At 60.1% G+C, this 17,007-nt stretch carries 13 protein-coding genes and 1 tRNA gene; 12 read left to right on the top strand and 2 right to left on the bottom strand.

The genetic code is table 11. The features are described 5' to 3' along the window. The first annotated feature begins 147 nt into the window (after positions 1-147). From dnaX to recR, 3 genes are all read left to right on the top strand, one after another. Positions 148-2,592 (top strand): DNA polymerase III subunit gamma/tau, encoded by a 2,445-nt coding sequence (gene dnaX / locus E5334_RS03455; RefSeq protein ID WP_136012223.1) that lies wholly within the window; start codon positions 148-150, stop codon positions 2,590-2,592. A gap of 141 nt (positions 2,593-2,733) precedes the next feature. Next, positions 2,734-3,057: a YbaB/EbfC family nucleoid-associated protein gene (locus E5334_RS03460; RefSeq protein WP_265592354.1), complete on the top strand. Its 324-nt coding sequence runs from the start codon at positions 2,734-2,736 to the stop codon at positions 3,055-3,057. Positions 3,058-3,153: 96 nt separating this feature from the next. After that, on the top strand, positions 3,154-3,759 hold the full coding sequence (gene recR / locus E5334_RS03465; protein ID WP_136012501.1) for a recombination mediator RecR: 606 nt from the start codon (positions 3,154-3,156) through the stop codon (positions 3,757-3,759). A 530-nt stretch (positions 3,760-4,289) separates the two neighbouring features. On the opposite strand, the gene E5334_RS03470 is transcribed toward recR, so the two are convergent. Next, positions 4,290-4,952 (bottom strand): GNAT family N-acetyltransferase, encoded by a 663-nt coding sequence (locus E5334_RS03470; protein ID WP_275438909.1) that lies wholly within the window; start codon positions 4,950-4,952, stop codon positions 4,290-4,292. Positions 4,953-5,189: 237 nt separating this feature from the next. Here E5334_RS03470 and E5334_RS08625 point away from each other — a divergent pair, with 237 nt between their 5' ends. The 5 genes from E5334_RS08625 (at position 5,190) to E5334_RS03490 (ending at position 9,835) form a co-directional block, all read left to right on the top strand. Next, positions 5,190-5,339 carry a hypothetical protein gene (locus tag E5334_RS08625; RefSeq protein WP_167604283.1) on the top strand — a complete coding sequence of 50 codons (150 nt, stop codon included), beginning with the start codon at positions 5,190-5,192 and terminating at the stop codon, positions 5,337-5,339. A 139-nt stretch (positions 5,340-5,478) separates the two neighbouring features. Next, entirely contained in the window at positions 5,479-6,243 is a 765-nt protein-coding gene (locus E5334_RS03475) for an ABC transporter ATP-binding protein (RefSeq protein ID WP_136012224.1), read from the top strand. Beyond that, positions 6,233-8,398 carry an ABC transporter permease gene (locus tag E5334_RS03480; protein ID WP_136012225.1) on the top strand — a complete coding sequence of 722 codons (2,166 nt, stop codon included), beginning with the start codon at positions 6,233-6,235 and terminating at the stop codon, positions 8,396-8,398. The genes E5334_RS03475 and E5334_RS03480 overlap by 11 nt, the downstream gene beginning before the upstream one ends. Positions 8,399-8,705: 307 nt before the next feature. Continuing rightward, the gene (locus E5334_RS03485) at positions 8,706-9,644 is read left to right on the top strand and encodes a hypothetical protein (protein ID WP_136012226.1); all 939 of its coding nucleotides are present in this window, start codon (positions 8,706-8,708) and stop codon (positions 9,642-9,644) included. Positions 9,645-9,758: 114 nt separating this feature from the next. Next, positions 9,759-9,835: transfer RNA gene (locus E5334_RS03490), tRNA-Asp, on the top strand. Positions 9,836-10,163: 328 nt separating this feature from the next. Here E5334_RS03490 and E5334_RS03495 read toward each other — a convergent pair. Continuing rightward, entirely contained in the window at positions 10,164-10,439 is a 276-nt protein-coding gene (locus tag E5334_RS03495; RefSeq protein ID WP_136012227.1) for a cupin domain-containing protein, read from the bottom strand. Between the two features lie 396 nt (positions 10,440-10,835). On the opposite strand from E5334_RS03495, the gene E5334_RS03500 reads away from it, so the two are divergent. The 4 genes from E5334_RS03500 (at position 10,836) to glgB (ending at position 16,957) form a co-directional block, all read left to right on the top strand. Beyond that, positions 10,836-11,552: an HAD family hydrolase gene (locus E5334_RS03500; protein WP_136012228.1), complete on the top strand. Its 717-nt coding sequence runs from the start codon at positions 10,836-10,838 to the stop codon at positions 11,550-11,552. Between the two features lie 92 nt (positions 11,553-11,644). Further along, positions 11,645-12,508 (top strand): HhH-GPD family protein, encoded by an 864-nt coding sequence (locus E5334_RS03505; RefSeq protein WP_136012503.1) that lies wholly within the window; start codon positions 11,645-11,647, stop codon positions 12,506-12,508. Positions 12,509-12,587: 79 nt separating this feature from the next. Then, complete coding sequence (gene rbr / locus E5334_RS03510) at positions 12,588-13,136, top strand: rubrerythrin (protein ID WP_136012229.1); 549 nt, start codon at positions 12,588-12,590, stop codon at positions 13,134-13,136. A 1,445-nt stretch (positions 13,137-14,581) separates the two neighbouring features. Next, positions 14,582-16,957, top strand: a complete 2,376-nt coding sequence (glgB, locus tag E5334_RS03515) for a 1,4-alpha-glucan branching protein GlgB (RefSeq protein ID WP_136012230.1) — start codon at positions 14,582-14,584, stop codon at positions 16,955-16,957. Positions 16,958-17,007: the final 50 nt, after the last annotated feature.

Here is a 17,007-nt window from a genome sequence, read left to right on the forward strand (position 1 = left end):
CCATCCTCAAGCTCTTGCAGGCGCGCGCATAACCTCCTCATTGGGTTGCCGCGCTCCCCTCTCTCTCGCGACACCCAAAAGGCGCCCTCCGTAAGGGCGCCTTTTTTATTAGAATGAACCATCACCTAAGCTTTGGAAGGATGGTCCATGGAGTCGCTGTATAGAGCCTATCGACCGCAAAAATTTTCGCAGGTAGTTGGTCAAAAACCGGTGGTGGAGACCCTAGAGCGCGGTATTCAGGAGAACCGCCTGGGCCACGCCTACCTGTTCTGCGGCCCTCGCGGCACCGGCAAAACCACCATGGCGCGCATTCTCTCCAAAGCGCTGCTGTGCGAGCAGGGTGAAGGGCAGTTGCCTGATGGCACCTGCGAGACCTGCCAGGCCATTGCCGAGGGCAACCATCCCGACGTCCATGAGCTCGATGCTGCCAGCCGCACCGGCGTCGACGCGGTGCGCGACGAGATCATCAACCGCGTGGACTTCGCCCCCACCAAGGGTAAATACAAGGTCTATATCATCGACGAGGTCCACATGCTCACCAAGGCGGCCTTCAACGCGCTGCTCAAAACCTTGGAAGAGCCGCCGTCGCACGTGGTCTTCATCCTCTGTACCACCGATCCTCAGATGATTCCTGCAACCATCCTCTCCCGTGTGCAGCGCTTCGACTTCCACTCCATCACCAATGCAGAGATCCAAGATCACCTGGCCTTCGTCAGCGAGCAGGAGGGATTTACCGCAGAACCCGAGGCTCTCGCCATGATTGCCCGCCATGCTCGCGGAGGCATGCGCGATGCCCTCTCGAGCTTGGAGCAGCTCTCGGTCTTTGGCAACGGGTCGATCACCGTAGACGCCGCCCGCTCCCTCTTTGGCATGGCCGACGAATCCCGCCTCAACCTCGTGTGCGCCGCCTTACAATCCGGTGACGTGCCTGCGCTTTTCAAGCTCGTGGCTCAGGCCGCAGCCGACGGCGAGGAGATGCTTCAGTTCGCCTCCGGCCTCGAGTCCCACATGCGCGACCTCTACGTCACTGCCATTGCAGGCGACGTCCCTGAGCTGGTCTCCGCCACCGGCGACGAGTATTCCCAGCTGGCCTCCCAAGCGGCTGCCTTTGGCTCGCCCCAGCGCATCTTAAATCTGCTTATGGCCCTAGGCGACCTGGTGCTTGACCTGCGCCGAGCCCCCGACCCCCGGCTCACCTGCGAAGTGGCCCTCATCCGCATGGCGCGCCCCCAGGACGACGCCACGCTTTCTGCCTTGGCCGCCCGCGTCGAGGCCCTCGAGCAGGCCCTCGCTTCCGGCGTCCCTGCACCCGCCTCGTCCACCTCTTCTGCGGCGCCGGTCTCGCCCGCGATGCCTCAGACTTTGCCTGCTTCTGGCGCCCCCCGTGCCGAGAAGCTCACGCCCTCCCTACACGCATCCCCTACGGCGCCTGCACCGCAGCCCCAGCCCGCACCGCAACCTGCAATCCAGCCGAGGTCCGCTGTCCAGCCGAAGCCCGCTGCCCAGCCGCAGGCCACGGCACCTAGCCAGCCTGTGCAGCCTGCGTCCGGGCCGCAGCCTGCGCCGTCCCCGCAGCCCGCGCCCACAGCAGAGCCCCAGCCTGCATCCGCAGTGCAACCGGCGCCACAGCCTACGGCTGCCACGCAGTCCGCCGCCGCACCGACCCCCGCGTCTGCCGCCAATGCCGACCTTGAGGCCGCCTGGCAAAAGGTGCTGATAGAGCTCAAAAAGGCCATCCCCGCAGCCCATGCGCTTATCGCAGCGTCGCATCCTTTGAGCGACGACGGCCAGACGCTTGAGATTCTGCTGCCTGCAACCTCGGGGTTTGCGCTGGGCATTCTCTCTCGTGCCGATATCAAGCCCACCATCGATGCCCAGGTCCAGTCGGTCCTCGGACGCCGCAGCGTGCGCTTTGGCACCGAGGGCCAAGCCGCATCGGTACCCGCCGCAAAACCCGCACCGGCCGCTGCGAAGCCCGCGCCTGTGTCAACTCCTGCGCCTCAGCCCGCGCCCACTCAGGTATCCGCTGCTGCGCCGTTGCCTGTGCCCGCCGCTGCGAAGCCCGCGCCAGCTTCCGCGCCCCCGACAGCTCCCTCGCTGACCCCGGCTCCCAGCGGTTCGCCTGCGGCTTCAGCAGCGTCTATGACCCCGCCTTGGGAGGAGGCTCCTTCTCGGCAGCCGGAACCCGCTCCTGCTCCTGAGTCCTATCCCGACGACATGCCGCCCTACGACGATTACGTCCCGGCAGAAAGCTACGAGGACTTTGGCTCTTTTGAGCCGACCCAGGAGCCTCAGGCGCCTTCGACGCCTGCGCCCGGCCCTGTGTCCGCACCTGCTGCTCCGGTGGCCCAACCCGCTGTGACGCCTCCCGCACCTGCAGAAATCGCGCCTATAGAGGCTGTCCAGGGAGCTTCTGTGGCCCCAGAGCCTTCAGCGGCGTCGGCCTCGCCAATAGAGCCTGATGCCCCGGCCGCGGTGATGCCGGAGGGCTTGTCTGCCGAGGAGCAACGAGTCTTCCAGGTTGTGGAGGCAGCCTTTGGCTCGGAGGTGCGGGTGCTTCCGGCAGATCCCACAAATCCCCTATCTCAGTAGGGTAGAGTGGCTAGGTTGGTGTGCGGGCGGATGCTGGCTGCATCGACGGCTAAGAATGCAACTGCGCGTCTTTGAACGCTTACAGAAAGGTGAGTTATGGCTAAGAATCGTATGCCTCGTGGCGGTATGCCCCGTGGTGGTATGGGCGGCATGAACATGAACCAGATCATGCAGCAGGCTAAAAAGATGCAGGAGAGCCTGGCTGAGGCGCAGGACAAGGCCAAGGATCTGGAGGTCTCGGCCAGCGCGGGCGGCGGCATGGTGAAGGTCACCGCTTCGGGCGACATGCAGCTCAAGGCCATCGAGATCGATCCTGAGGCCCTGGATCCCGAGGACGTCGAGCTTTTGCAGGACATGATCCTGGCGGCGGTCAATGACGCACTGACCTCGGCTTCTGAAGCTGCTAACAACGAGGTGGCCGCAGCCACCGGCCTTGGCGGCATGAATATCCCGGGCCTGTTCTAAATCGTGGCTAGTTACTTTAATGATTTCCAAACAACTGCGGATACCGGTGCTTCTTGGGATGGCACGTCCTTCTCGGCAGCTACGGGCGAGGGGGATGTGGATGGTCGCAACGATCGCCACGCCTTGCAGAGGTTGTTAGACGAATTGTCGCGGCTTCCAGGTATTGGGCCAAAATCGGCGCAACGTATTGCCTACCATCTGCTCTCTGCAGACGCGGAGGAAGCGCGCAGGTTGGCGCAGGCTATTTTGGACGTCAAGCGCAGCGTGCATTTTTGCCCGGTGTGCTTTTCCTACGCTACCGGCGATCTGTGCGAGGTGTGCGCGGATCCTCGCCGCGACCGCACGTCTATCTGCGTGGTCTCTGAGCCGCGCGATGTTTCGGCAATCGAACGTACCGGAGCCTATCGCGGCCTTTACCACGTGTTGGGCGGCGTCATCTCTCCTATGGACAAGATTGGTCCCGAGCAGCTGCACGTGCGCGAGCTTTTGAGCCGTCTGGCATCTGGCGAGGTCTCCGAGGTCATCCTTGCTACCAACCCCGATGTGGAAGGGGAGACTACGGCCACCTATCTGGCGCGCACTCTGCGCCCGTTGGAGGTCAAAGTCACTCGGCTTGCCCTGGGGCTTCCTGTGGGCGGCGAGCTGGAATATGCTGACGAGGTCACTCTTGCGCGCGCCATCGAGGCCCGTCGGGACGCCTAGCTGAGGTGTTCTAGAGGCGTTGGACCATTTGAATCCTGTAGTCGTGTCAGGTTGGAGGGGCTGTCTTAGGATGACATGCCTTCTGTACCTGGCACGACTTGCTATTTGCCCCTGAGCCCTTCGTCTCTGAGGCAGTTTTTTGGATTGGGGTAGTTCTCATATCGAGGCATGTCTCATTTTGAAAGCACTTTTTAGGCCAAATAGCGGCCATCTTGAAAGTGGATCTACCACCAAGAGGGAAAACCCAGGTTGATGGCGGAAGGTTGGATAAACTTATTACTAATAAAATAAGCAAGAATATACTGTACGGTCTAACTCTTCTGGGGTAGAGGTTCAAGAAAGCAGTAACGGATCCTTGGACATTGGCTACGTGAATTATGAAGCCAAAATGACCTCATTCACTCCGTGGATTCACGGAGTGAATGAGGAAACTCCAGGTCACAAAAAATATTAGCTACGTGAATTCACGTAGCTAATGCTGACTGCTGTCCCTAGCACCCATAATATCTTGGAATCTAAAATGTGCCGCATTATTCCCGCTGCGGATACCACGCTATCGGGGGTTGCACTTCTAGATGGGGGCCAATGGTTTTTCCCATCCAGATCATGTCGTACCAGCGGCCAAACTTGTAGCCGCACTTATCAAAATGCCCCACCTCGCGAAATCCCAGGTGCTCGTGGAAGCGGGGGCTGTCCCAGGACAGATGGGGGTCGTCTAAGGCGTGTGAGCCGGTGGGGTTTAGCTTGATGCGCCCCTCCACGTGGGGCACTCCAATGCAGGCATAAAGGTCCAAGATTCCCATGGCGCGCAAGCGCTGCTCAAGTGCTTCGTAGAGCAGGCGCCCCAGACCGCGGCGGCGCACCTGAGGATCCAGGTAAATGGTGAGCTCACAGGTCCAGTCGTAGGCCGTGCGTTCCACAAAGGGCTGGGCATAGGCATAGCCTGCAACAGCGCCTCGATCAACCGCCACCAGGTAGGGATAGCGCTCCCTGATGTGCTTCATGCGGCCAACGAACTCCTCCAGCGAGGGCGTCTCCCATTCAAAAGAGACTGCCGTCTCGCGCACATAGTAATCATAAATATTGAGAAGATGAACTGCATCCTCCAGACGCACATCCCGCACGTAAGCTGCATCCTCCAGACGCACATCCCGCACGTAAGCGCCGGCACCTTCTTTCCGCATATCTCGCATGTCAGCCTTCTCCTCGCGCGCATCCGGTACAAACCGTCTTCCATGACGGAATAGCAGGGTTTCTCGGCAGCCTGGTCTTTGGTAGCTGGAGCTAAGGATACGCCCGCAATCTTACAGAGCTGTCACGACACTGTAAGCGGGATCGATGGCAGGAGGACGGCCGGCCGGCGAAGATAAAGTCACACGGTAGCCAAGCGACGGGTGCCCCGCATCCGGGGTAGTGCAAAGGAGGACGTTATGTTTCGTCATGCAGTATCCACGTATTTTGACCGCAACCAGGCAGTGCTCGACGGCACTATGTCTACTTTGCAGCTGGCCCTCTGGACGCTGGGCATGAACATTCTGGGCTATGCCATGATGGCAGCGCTCTGGATCTTCTCGCGCTAAGGCCCCTCCGGGAGCCTCGTCGGGGTTGGCAGCCCGACGTTCCGTGACATGTGGGCGGCAGGCACACCCTCGTAACCCGCCGTGCATCCGCGCCTGCCGCCCGCGCCTTGAAGCTTTGCATCCTCAAGAAAGGATTGTTATGCCAAACGTGCTCGAAGTGCGCGACCTCACCAAGGTCTACGGAGGTGGTCTGGCCGCCACTACCACCGCGCTGGATAAGGTGTCCTTCTCGGTGGCCAAGGGCGAGCTGGTGGCCATCATGGGGCCTTCGGGATCCGGCAAGTCCACGCTGCTCAACTGCGTCGCCACCATCGACAGGCCCACCTCCGGCGAGGTGGAGGTCGACGGCCATTCCATCTCCACCATGCGCCAGCGCGCCCTGGCCGACTTCCGACGCACCCAGTTAGGATTCATCTTCCAGGACTCCAACCTGCTGGACACCCTCACTTGTCGAGAGAACATCGAGCTTCCCCTCACCATCGACCATGTGAAGCCCGCGCAGGTGGTAGAACGTGCCGAGAAGGTCGCGCGCTCCCTGGGCGTGGCCGATGTGTTGGACAAATACCCTTATCAGGTGTCGGGAGGTCAGGCCCAGCGAATCGCTGCCTGTCGCGCCATTGTCACCGACCCGGCGCTGGTGCTAGCCGACGAGCCAACCGGCGCGTTGGACTCAAAAGCGGCCCGCGTGCTGCTGGAGGCTTTCCAGGGGCTCAACAGCGCCTATGACACCACCCTGCTCATGGTGACTCACGACGCCTATGCCGCCAGCTTCTGCCAGCGGGTGCTTTTCATTCGCGACGGGCGCCTGTTCACCGAGGTGCGCCGCGGCGCTCGCTCCCGCAAGGAATTCTTTGATGAGATTGGCCGCGTAGTCTCGGTGATCGGAGGGGCCGATGCTGACTAAGATCGCCCTAGGCAACATGAAGCGGTCCTATCGCGACTATGCCATTTATTTTCTTACCATTGCGCTGGGTGTGGCGGTGTTCTATGCCTTCAACACCATTCGGTGCCAGGCAGACTTCCTCTCGGCCAGCATCTCCAGCGTCATCCTCATGGTGGCAGACCTGCTCACTGGCGTCACCGTGGTGCTGGCCTTCTTTTTGGCTTTCTTGATGGTCTATGCCAACAATTTCATTGTGCGCCGACGCAAGAAGGAGTTTGGCCTCTATCGCGTGCTGGGCATGCGCACCGGCCAAGTGGTCGCCATCATGGCCATCGAAACCCTGCTTACCTCGCTGGTAGCCTTTGCGGCTGGCATCGTGCTGGGTGTGGGCATCTCTCAGCTGCTGGTCTTTGTGACCGCAGCGCTCTTTCATGACACGGTAAAGAACTTCACCTTCATCTTCTCTCCCGAGGCGCTTCTGGCTGTGGCGGTGTGCTTTGCTGTCACCTTCTGCGTCATGCTCCTGCTCAACCTGCGCTCCATCTCCAAGGTGCGTCTGGTAGACCTTATGAGCTCTGGCCGCAAGAACGAGAGCGTGCGCCTGCGCAACCTGCCTTTGTGCTCGGTGATGCTGGTGGCCTCTGTGGCCCTTATCGTCTGGGCCTACTATCGCTTGCTCATCCTGGGCTATCCCGTAGAAGTCTTTGGCGGCTCGTTGGACGGCGGCAAGTCCAACCTCGACTTCCTCATCACCACCTGCATGATGCTGGTGGGCACCTTCGCCTTTTTCTGGTCGCTGCCCACAGTGCTTGCCACCCTTTGCCAAAAGACCCGTGCACTTTACTTGCGCGGTCTCAACATGTTCACCATCCGCCAGCTGGTGAGCCGCATCAACTCCAGCTCCTTTGCCATGGCAGTCACTGCAGTAGTGCTCTTCCTGGCGCTCACCTCAGTGTCTACGGGCATGGCTTTGGCTGGCGGCCTCACTACGTACTGGGGCACCTCGGCTCCCTATACGGCAGCTCTGAGCGCCACCTACCTGCGCGATCTCTACGATGAGGGCTCCGAGCACCAGGTAGACAAATCCACGCCTATCCAACCCGTCGACCTTGCCCAGGTATGGGAGTCCAACAACCCAGATGTTGCCAGCCACTCCCACTACACCCAGGTAAACACCTATGTGGTGCCCAAGGGCGAGATCGAGGGCGACCGCTATACCGTGGGCGACCTCTTTGATGACTCCCCAGACACCCATGCTCGCGAGGCTTATGCAGAGTTCAGCACCTACAGCAAAGACCTGGAAGAGTCTTTGCGAAGCGTGCCCATCTTTGCAATCCCGGTCTCTCAGTACAACAAGCTGCTGGCCTTGCAGGGCGAGCCCCCGGTAGAGGTGTCCGAAGGCGGCTATCTCATGTATACCTGCGGAAGCCTGGACCGCCTCAAAGCCGGCATCGACCGCGTGCTTGTGGCTGACACCCCCATCACCCTCAACGGCCATACGCTCAGGCCGGCCAACGATCAGATGCAACAGGGCCTCATGCTTTCCAATGGCGAAGGCGCAGACCCCTACCTGGTGGTGCCCGACGAAGTGGTGGCCAACATGAGTCCTTCGATGAGCTACCTGGAGATCCAGGCCAACGAGGGTTACGAGGGCCAGGTGGAACAAGCCACCGACAACCTGGACTTTCAAGCCGCTGTCTCTCAAAGCGAGGATGTGCTGTTCCGTGACAACACCCGCACAGAGATTGTGGAGTCCATGAACCAGATGACCGCCATCATTGGCTACATGGCCGTCTATATTGGCTTTGTGCTGGTCATGAGCGTGGCTGCGGTGCTGGCCATCCAGCTTCTCTCCGGCGTAGCCGATTCCACCTCCCGCTATCGTCTCCTCTATGACCTGGGCTGCCCCCAGCGCCTGCTCTCAGGCTCGCTGCTCTCCCAGACGCTCTTCTTCTTCCTGTTGCCGCTGCTTATGGGCATCGCCCATTCGCTGGTGGCCCTGTTCTCCCTCATGGACCTCTTTGCGCTTGTGTTGCCCTTCGACATGGTCTCCGGCCTGCTCTTTGCTGGCGTCGTCTTCCTAGTGGTCTATGGAGGCTACTTCGCCGTGAGCTATGGGGCCGCTCGAGGCGCCGTCTCCCATGCGCTCCTAGGAGCCCGCCGCTCTCAGGGCTGATGCTCAGGGTTGTCGTGAGGCAGGGCCTTGGCCTGCCTGCTTCTCCTCCTGGTCTTGTTCCCTTCCAATTCCGCTGCCGAGAAGCCCTCGCCCCCGCAACCTGCCTGCTGCCCGCCGTTGGCCTTTTTCAAGGCCAACGGCGGGCGTTTTTGTGTACGGGTGATGTGCGAAGGCTGCATCAGGGCCGTTTGGAGGTGGCAGTCTTTTGTCGGTGGCCGTTGCCCTTAGAGAATGGGGGCCAAAGGGGCTAAGATGGCCAGGTAGGCTATTCCGGTGCCCTTCAGGCACTCAATCATTTGAGGAGATCATGGTTCCCACTCCCAACGGCTCGGATTACACGCCCAAGCATGGGCGCCATGCGGCGCGCCCCGGACAAGCGCCCAGCTACAGCGCGCGTCGAGGTGCTTCTCACGGAATCTCGCAGGATGTCGCTCCAGCGCAGGGCGCCACGCGCCTGTCGCAGGGTGCCGCACGTCCGCCAGCTTCGCTGGGGGCGCAGGATGCGCTGGAGGCGATCTCGGGAGATGCCCCGCGTCCCATCGGGGTGGATCCGTCGCGCACGGGAAGCTTCTCCACCTTGGCGTCTGGCCAGGGGGCGGTGTTACATGATCGCGACTCGGCGTCTGAGGCGGCCTCGGCGGCGCGCCATAATTTTCGCAAGGGTGGTCCGGTGCGCATGAATTCCAAGGCGCGCCCCCAGGTAAGCCAGCGCCCGCGCTCCAGCGGCTCGTTGAGCCGCCCAGCGGTCATCGGCATCGTGGTGGTGGCCGCTGCAGTCATCGTTGGCCTGGTGCTCTTTGTGCTCAACGCGCTCAATACTGTGCCTACCTCGCTGGACACCAGCTCGGTGCCCCTGGCAGACCAACGGGTGGAGCAAACCCAAGACGACGAGAACCAAGGCATCTCCTATGGCGGCTACACCTATTCTGTGCAGCCCAAAGCTGACGGCGTAGGTTACGCCTTCGTGCGCCAGCAGGGATCCGAGGAGCCCACCGTCCTCTTTGACCTCACTGGCACGCCGGTCACGGTGGTGCTCTACAACGGCGCCTTCCTCATCCCCGAGAACCTGGGCTCCAGCTGGGACGTGGTCTCCTGGGTCATGGGCGACGGCTCGGTGCCCCAACAGCTCACCGCCAACGGCAATCCTGTGATGGGGGACGGCACCATTTCCTCGGCCAAGCTCGAGGGCTCCACGCTCACGCTCTCCTTCGACAACGACACCACCAACGCCGTCAACCTGGAGTAGCTGCGGCCTTATGCAGTGATATGCAGAGCCTATGAAACGAGGGGCCATATTGGGAAATTGCCCCTTGCACCGGCGGCGCGGCCATGCAATACTATCCCTCGCGTTGAAACGCACGGGGTGTTAGCTCAGCTGGTTAGAGCGCTGGCCTGTCAAGCCAGAGGTCGTGGGTTCAAGTCCCATACATCCCGCCATTGAATCGCCAGGTCATCGGCCTATCGCCGGTGGCCTTTTTGCTATGTGGGTCAACTGTGGGTCAATATGTGGGTCAACCACAAAGAGTGGTTGGCCTTTTTTCATGTGGCAATAGGCAGAATGGTGTCTGGTCGGCAAATGAGCTGCAGCTTGAGATTTTGGCTGCCATACGGGCGCACCATTCGCAATTCGAGCCTTCCTGGCATGGATTCGAGCGCCTCAGGCATAGATTTGGCGCTTGGCGCGTTATGAGGGCAATGTGGGCACTGGGGTTTTACAAAACCCCAGTGCCGAGAATCCTCTCATAACGAGAATGGTTACGACCGGCTATAAGGCTACGAAGCGTTTTTCAACAACCTCGTGAACTACCGTCCAAAGCATCAGATCCTCCTGGCCGTCGTTAAAGATGGAATGACTCGAACCTTGTGGACACACGTGGCATATACCAGGGGTGGGTTCTTCTCGGCTGCCGTCGCAGATTGCATGACCATGGCCCGAGACTACAAAGTTAATATCAGCTCCGGTGAGCTGCTCATGTTCGCCAATGGAGGATCCCGGCGTCAGACGGCTTTCGATGAAACGTCCCACTTTGTTTACTTCCATGCGGGCGATCACTGAGCCGCCACCCTATTCATGGCGCGAACGGCCAGCTCATCGAGTTGAGAGAAGTCTTATGCGCATGATGGATGGTCCTTAGCAGGTTTCCTGGCGATCACTGCCAGGCATAGGTCTTCTTCCGCCCTGCAACGTAAAAAGTAGTATTCCCTGCCGAGAAAAACTTCCGTGGCAGGATGGGAGGGTTGCTCGGCAAGGAGTAGGCAAGGCTTCTGGTTCCCACCGCTAGGGGCCAAAGGTACCTCTTTCGGGGTGATCTGCCTGTGTGCGGATCACCCCGTTTTCGTGCGGGTGTGTAGCAGTCGTGGGTAGGGGGTAGGGGAGCAGCTAGAGCACCTATAATGGGTGAACTTACTGGCGGTTAGAAGATAGAAAGGTTGGCAGATGGCACAAGAGGCCATAGCGGCCCAAGAGGGGCGATCGGGCGAGACGCCCTCCGTCCCCATCGCCGTCTTTGATTTTGATGGCACGGTAATCAATGCTCAAAGCGGTACGCAATTCACTAAGTATCTGCTGCTCAAGCACTATATTGGACCCATTATCGCCTTCAAGGTGATCTGGTGGGGCTTGAGGTACACGCTGCATCTGCCTATCGATCAAGACCGTGTGCGCTTCTACCTTACAGACAATCTGCGCGCCTACAGCAAAGCCCAGGTCTACGCCATCATGAAGGACTTCCATGACACTGTCCTCGTGCGCTACTACCGCCAAGACGCGCTCAAGCAGCTTAAGGACTGCCGAGAAGACGGGTGCGTGTGCGTGCTGGTCTCGGCGACGTTTCAGGGCGTGGCCGACGCCGCCAAGGACTACGCCGGCTTCGATGCCGCACTGGCCACTCGGATGGAGTGGGACGCCCAGGGATATTTGACTGGCAACGTGTCTGGCTCGGTGGTGGAGGGCGCGGGCAAAGTGACGGCTCTCGAGGATTGGGCCAACGAGCAGTTTGGCCAAGGGGGCTGGCATGTGGAGTATGCCTTTGGCGACCACTATACCGATAAGCCCATGCTCTCCTTAGCCGAGCGCCCCTTTGCGGTAGATCCTGGTAAAACGCTCAAGCGCGCTGCTGAGGCGCTCGGTTGGCCGGTGCTTCTGTGGCGCTAGAGAAGCACGGCGCAGCTGCTGCGGGCATTGGGGCTAAGGACGTGGCAAAGGCTGTGGCAGCCGGCAGGCAAGAGGCTGGGGCATCTGCGGCTATGGATGAGTCTTGGGGCGGCTTTCGCGCCCGCATGCTGGAGCAGGGCCGTCTCAATTGGCGCGACCTGCCCTGGCGCCACACCCAAGACCCCTATGCCATCTGGATCAGCGAGGTCATGCTCCAGCAAACCCAGGTAAGTCGCGTCGACGGCCGCTGGCAGCGCTGGCTCGCAGCATTTCCCACCATCGAAGCGTTGGCTGTCGCGCAGCCTGCGGATGTGCTTCAAGAGTGGCAGGGCTTAGGCTACAACCGCCGCGCGCTTTCACTGCACAAAGCCGCCCAGCAACTGGCGGAAGAGTCTCTCGGCACGATGCCCTGCGACTACCAGGCGCTTGTCTCGCTTCCTGGCGTTGGCCCGGCTACGGCAGCAGGCATTCGCGCCTTTGCCTTCGACCTGCCTGGTGTGTACCTGGAAACCAATGTGCGCACCGTCTTTCTGCACGAGCTCTTTCCGGATGCCCAGAAAGTTCCCGATTCTGTGCTGGCGCCTCTGGTGGAAGCCGCTTGTCCGCCGGATAATGCACGCCAGTGGTATTACGCGCTGCTGGACTACGGCGCCTATCTCAAGCGCACGCTGCCTAATCCTTCTAGGAGGTCTGCGGGACACAGGAAGCAGTCGGCTTTTGAGGGCTCACGCCGACAAAAGCGCGCCATCCTGGTAAGGCTGCTTTTGGAAGCTCGCGACTTGGCGGCTTCGGGGGGCGCAGGTGGCTTGACGCTGGAAGAAGCTGCAGCTCAGCTGGGGCAAAAAGAGCTGGAAGCCGGTAGGCCGGAACCTCGTGTAGGATTGGTGGCCGAGCTTTTGGAAGAGTTGGAACGTGAGGGCTTTTGCCATTCCTGTGGCGGACGCTGGAATGCCTGAAGCCAAGAAAAAGTTAGACTGTAAACTATGCTCTAGACATCCGTCGTTCGCGCCCCAGCGGCGTAAGGAAGGAAGTACTATGCCCAACGTAGATTTCAACGAGTCCAAGACCAAGAAGAACCTTGAGACCGCCTTTGCCGGCGAGTCCCAGGCTTCTATCAAGTACGGCTATTACGCCAAGCAGGCCAAGAAGGACGGCTACGTCCAGATCGGCGACATCTTCACTGAGACCTCCGGCAACGAGGCCGCTCACGCCAAGATCTGGTTCAAGTATCTCCATGGCGGCACCATCCCTGACACCCTCACCAACCTCAAGGACGCCGCCTTTGGCGAGAACTACGAGTGGACTCAGATGTACGCCGAGTTCGCCGAGCAGGCCAAGGAGGAGGGCTTCGACGAGATTGCCGCTAAGTTCCAGCTGGTAGGCGCCATCGAGAAGACCCACGAGGCCCGTTACAACAAGCTCGTGGACCGCATCGACTCCGGTGAGGTCTTCAAGCGCGGCGACGCCACCGTGTGGCAGTGCACCGTCTGCGGCCACCTGCATGTGGGTCCCGAGGCCCCCAAGGTGTGCCCCGTCTGCGGCCATCCCCAGGCTTACTTCCAGCAGCAGGCCGTCAACTACTAATAAGCAGTGGTTTTGCAGCCTAGGCACTTTGGCTGCGTGCTTCAGATTGCCTGTCAGGCCCTCCATGTCGCAGGACATGGAGGGCCTTTTGCGGAGAGCCGCAGGTCCATGGTGTGTCTGTTCTAGGCTTACAGGACAAAAAGCATGCTGTGAATTGGGACGTTGGCGCAGGTCAACGTCCCTTTTTTGGTGTTTAAATCTGGAAGGCTCATTCAAACACAGGGGCCCGAACAGAGGTTGCGCTGTCAAATGCAGTGTTGCCCCAGCTAAAGACAGCAAAAACCGAGTCGTTACATCCAGGATTTGCAGCACTCGATGAAAAAGGCGATCTGCAGAGCCTGCGGGGCCAAGATGTAGGAGGGCGACAGCGCATGCGCCTACTAAGTACATTTCCTCCGTACATCTCCTCCGGCACGCGCCTACTAAGTACAATTGAATATGAAACCAACTCTGTGAGCTTGGGTGATGTGATGCTTAAATAAAAAGTGGCGCTGATTTTGGGCGAAATCGGTCTACTAAGTACTTAGTAGGCGTGAGGTGGTGCCCAGCCCAAGCCTCATCTGTCCTGCGCCCTCATCTCGCAGGCAGGCCTGCTTTTGGCCTTCCATCATTTACCCGGGAGTTTGCAGTTTGAAAGCAGTCCTGCTTTCAAACTGCCCACCTTCTAGCCGCAAAGAGTGCCCGCAAAAAGAGTACTTATAAATAATGAATGTATATTTGGTCAACAGATTATGGCCTCCATATTAAGGGGTGTTAGCGCAGGTCTGAGGCAGGTCAACACCCCTTATCGCAGCACGCTATCTGTCCTATAAGCCCTGTTCTATGAGTTGTGAGCACCTATTTGAAGAGCTGTGGGCGCGTGAGCATTTGAACGCCGGGGCACAATGAGCCTGTTCTGCCCCGAACACGGCCTAGAGCCCAGCGTGAAACCCCTTTGATGTCAATGAAAATCTCATATAAACGCTGCAGGCATCTTATACCGAAAGTCAGTAATACATCACTGCCCTTGTGACTGTAGGATTTTTGCGTGCACGCCCATGAATTATCTCCCAGTGACTATTCCTGCGCACCCAATGGAAATTCCTTACAACCGGTGGGAAAAACGTCCAAATATTATGGTGGGAGCAGCGGATTTGCCGTTGGCAGGATTGATAAATCATAATGGACTAAACCTGCGATAACGTGGGTTTAGGGATAGGGCAAGAAGAAAAATTGCATTGGGCGAACAAGTTTTGTGTTGCGCAGAGGCCCCGTGGTGGGTATTGTGGGTTCGTTCAAAAGCACAAAACACTCTGAAGGTCCATCCGCAACGTCACTTGCGCGAGCGTCAAGGTTTCTGCCATGGCGGGCTGGCGTACGAGACGAAGGCTCTTATCGGCAAGGGTAATCAGCGACGGCATCGCTGCATGGCGATGCCCCTGGTGCCCGGCAAGGAGGAAAGCGCCATGAGCGTGAGCCAGAATTCCATTACCAACGACGACCTGTATCTGTTGGCCAAGGGCGACTGGAACCGTAGCTGGGAGAAGATGGGTGCTCATAAAGAGACCCGTGACGGCCAGGAAGGCTACGCCTTTGCGGTGTGGGCGCCTGAGGTGAAGTCTGTTTCTGTCATTGGCGAGTTCAATGAGTGGAACATCTCGGCCAACCCGCTGGAGGAGACCGCTACCGGCGGCGTGTGGTGCGGCTTTGTGCCGGGCGCCCAGGAAGGTCAGCTTTACAAGTACTACGTGCTCTGCCAGGACGGCACCGAGCTCTACAAGGCAGACCCCTACGCCTTCTGGAGCGAGTGCCCTCCGGGAACCGCTTCCCGTCTGGCAGACCTCTCTCGCCACGTGTGGAAGGACGGCCTGTGGATGGGCCGTCGCGCCCGCACCGACCACTTCAAGCGCCCCCTTAACATCTATGAGGTGCATCTGGGCTCTTGGAAGCGCCACGACGACGGCCTGGACGGCCTGGGCATGGGCGAGGGCGGCGGCTCCTACCTCACCTATGACGAGCTCTCCGAGCAGCTAGTGGACTATGTGCGCGACATGGGTTACACCCACATCGAGCTCATGCCCGTCATGGAGCACCCCTTCGACGGCTCCTGGGGCTATCAGACCACCGGCTACTATGCGCCTACCTCGCGCTATGGCGACCCTTCGGCCTTCATGAACTTCGTGGACAAGTGCCACCAGGCAAACATCGGCGTCATCCTGGACTGGGTGCCCGGCGGCTTCTGCCGCGACATCCAGGGCCTGGTGCACTTCAACGGCCACAACCTCTACGAGAAGGAAGAGCACCCCAACTGGGGCACCTACAAGTTCGATTACTCTCGCGGCGAGGTGCGCACCTTCCTCACCTCCAACGCCCTCTTCTGGCTCGAGGCCTACCACGCAGACGGCATCCGCGTCGACGGCGTGACCTCCATGCTCTATCTCAACTTTGGCGTGGACGACCCCAGCCAAAAGAAGTTCAACGACAAGGGCACCGAGGAAGACTTCGAGGCCATCGACTTCATCCGCCACATCAACGAGACCGTGGGCAAGTACCACCCCGACGCCATGATGATGGCCGAGGAGTCCACCGCCTGGCCCCTGGTAACTCGTCCCGCCGAGGTAGGCGGCCTGGGCTTCCACTACAAGTGGGATATGGGCTGGATGAACGACACCCTCAATTACTGCAAGACCGACTTCCCCTGGCGTCCGGGCAACCACAAGCTGCTCACCTTCTCCATGATGTACGCCTTCTCGGAGAACTACGTCATGCCTCTGTCCCATGACGAGGTGGTGCACGGCAAGGCCTCCCTCATCGTGCGCCAGCCGGGCGACCAGTGGCGCCAGTTCGCCGGCCTTCGCACCCTGGCCCTCTATCAGATGACCCACCCCGGCGCCAAGCTCAACTTCATGGGCAACGAGATCGGCCAGTACATCGAGTGGCGCTACTACGAGGGCATCCAGTGGTTCCTGGCAGACGAGTATGAGCCCCACCGCAAGCACCAGCACTACATTGCCGAGCTCAACCATATGTTCCGCGACAACAAGGGCCTCTGGCAGCACAACTACGACGAGAACGGCTTCGAGTGGGTCGACGCCGACAACGCCGAGCAGTCCATCATCGTCTACACCCGCAAGGGCGACCGCCCGGTGGACGACCGCGTGGTAGTGCTCAACTGGGATCCCGCTGCCTATGAGGAGTTCCGCATCGGCGTGCCCCGCGAGGGCAACTACGAGGAGGTCTTCAACTCCGACGCCGTCGAGTTTGGCGGTTCCGGCGTGATCAACGAGGGCAAGCTGGTCTCCACTCCCGAGCCCTACGATCGCTGCGAGAACTCCATCGTCCTGCGCGTTCCTCCTCTGGGCGGCGTGGTGCTCCGTCGCACCGGCAAGTCCAGCTATGTGGCCCCTAAGCCCGCCAAGAAGGCTGCCGAGAAGCCCGCGGCTTCCAAGCCGGCAGCTGCTTCCAAGGCAGCCAAGGCTCCCAAGACTGCCGAGAAGCCCGCGCCTAAGAAGGCCGCTGCCCCCAAGGCTGCCGCTAAGGCCGTAGAGGCTCCCGCAGCCAAGGCTCCCAAGGCTGCCGAGAAGCCCGCGCCTTCCAAGCCGGCAGCCAAGAAGGCTCCTGCCGCGAAGAAGGCCACTGCGGCAAAGGCTGCCCCTACCAAGACGCCCAAGGCTGCGCCCTCTTCCAAGAAGGCCGAGGCTCCCAAGGCTGCCGCTAAGGCCGTAGAGGCTCCCGCAGCCGAGGCTCCCAAGAAGCCCGCGGCTTCCAGGCCGGCAGCCAAGAAGGCGCCGGCTGCGAAGAAAGCGCCGGCAGCCAAGAAGGCTCCTCGCAAGCGCAGCTAAGCGAGGCAGATGCTTAATCGCACTCAGATGCGCCCGGGTCCCACGTCACC

It is taken from the genome of Muricaecibacterium torontonense (genome assembly GCF_004793925.1).
GTDB lineage: Bacteria > Actinomycetota > Coriobacteriia > Coriobacteriales > Atopobiaceae > Leptogranulimonas > Leptogranulimonas caecicola.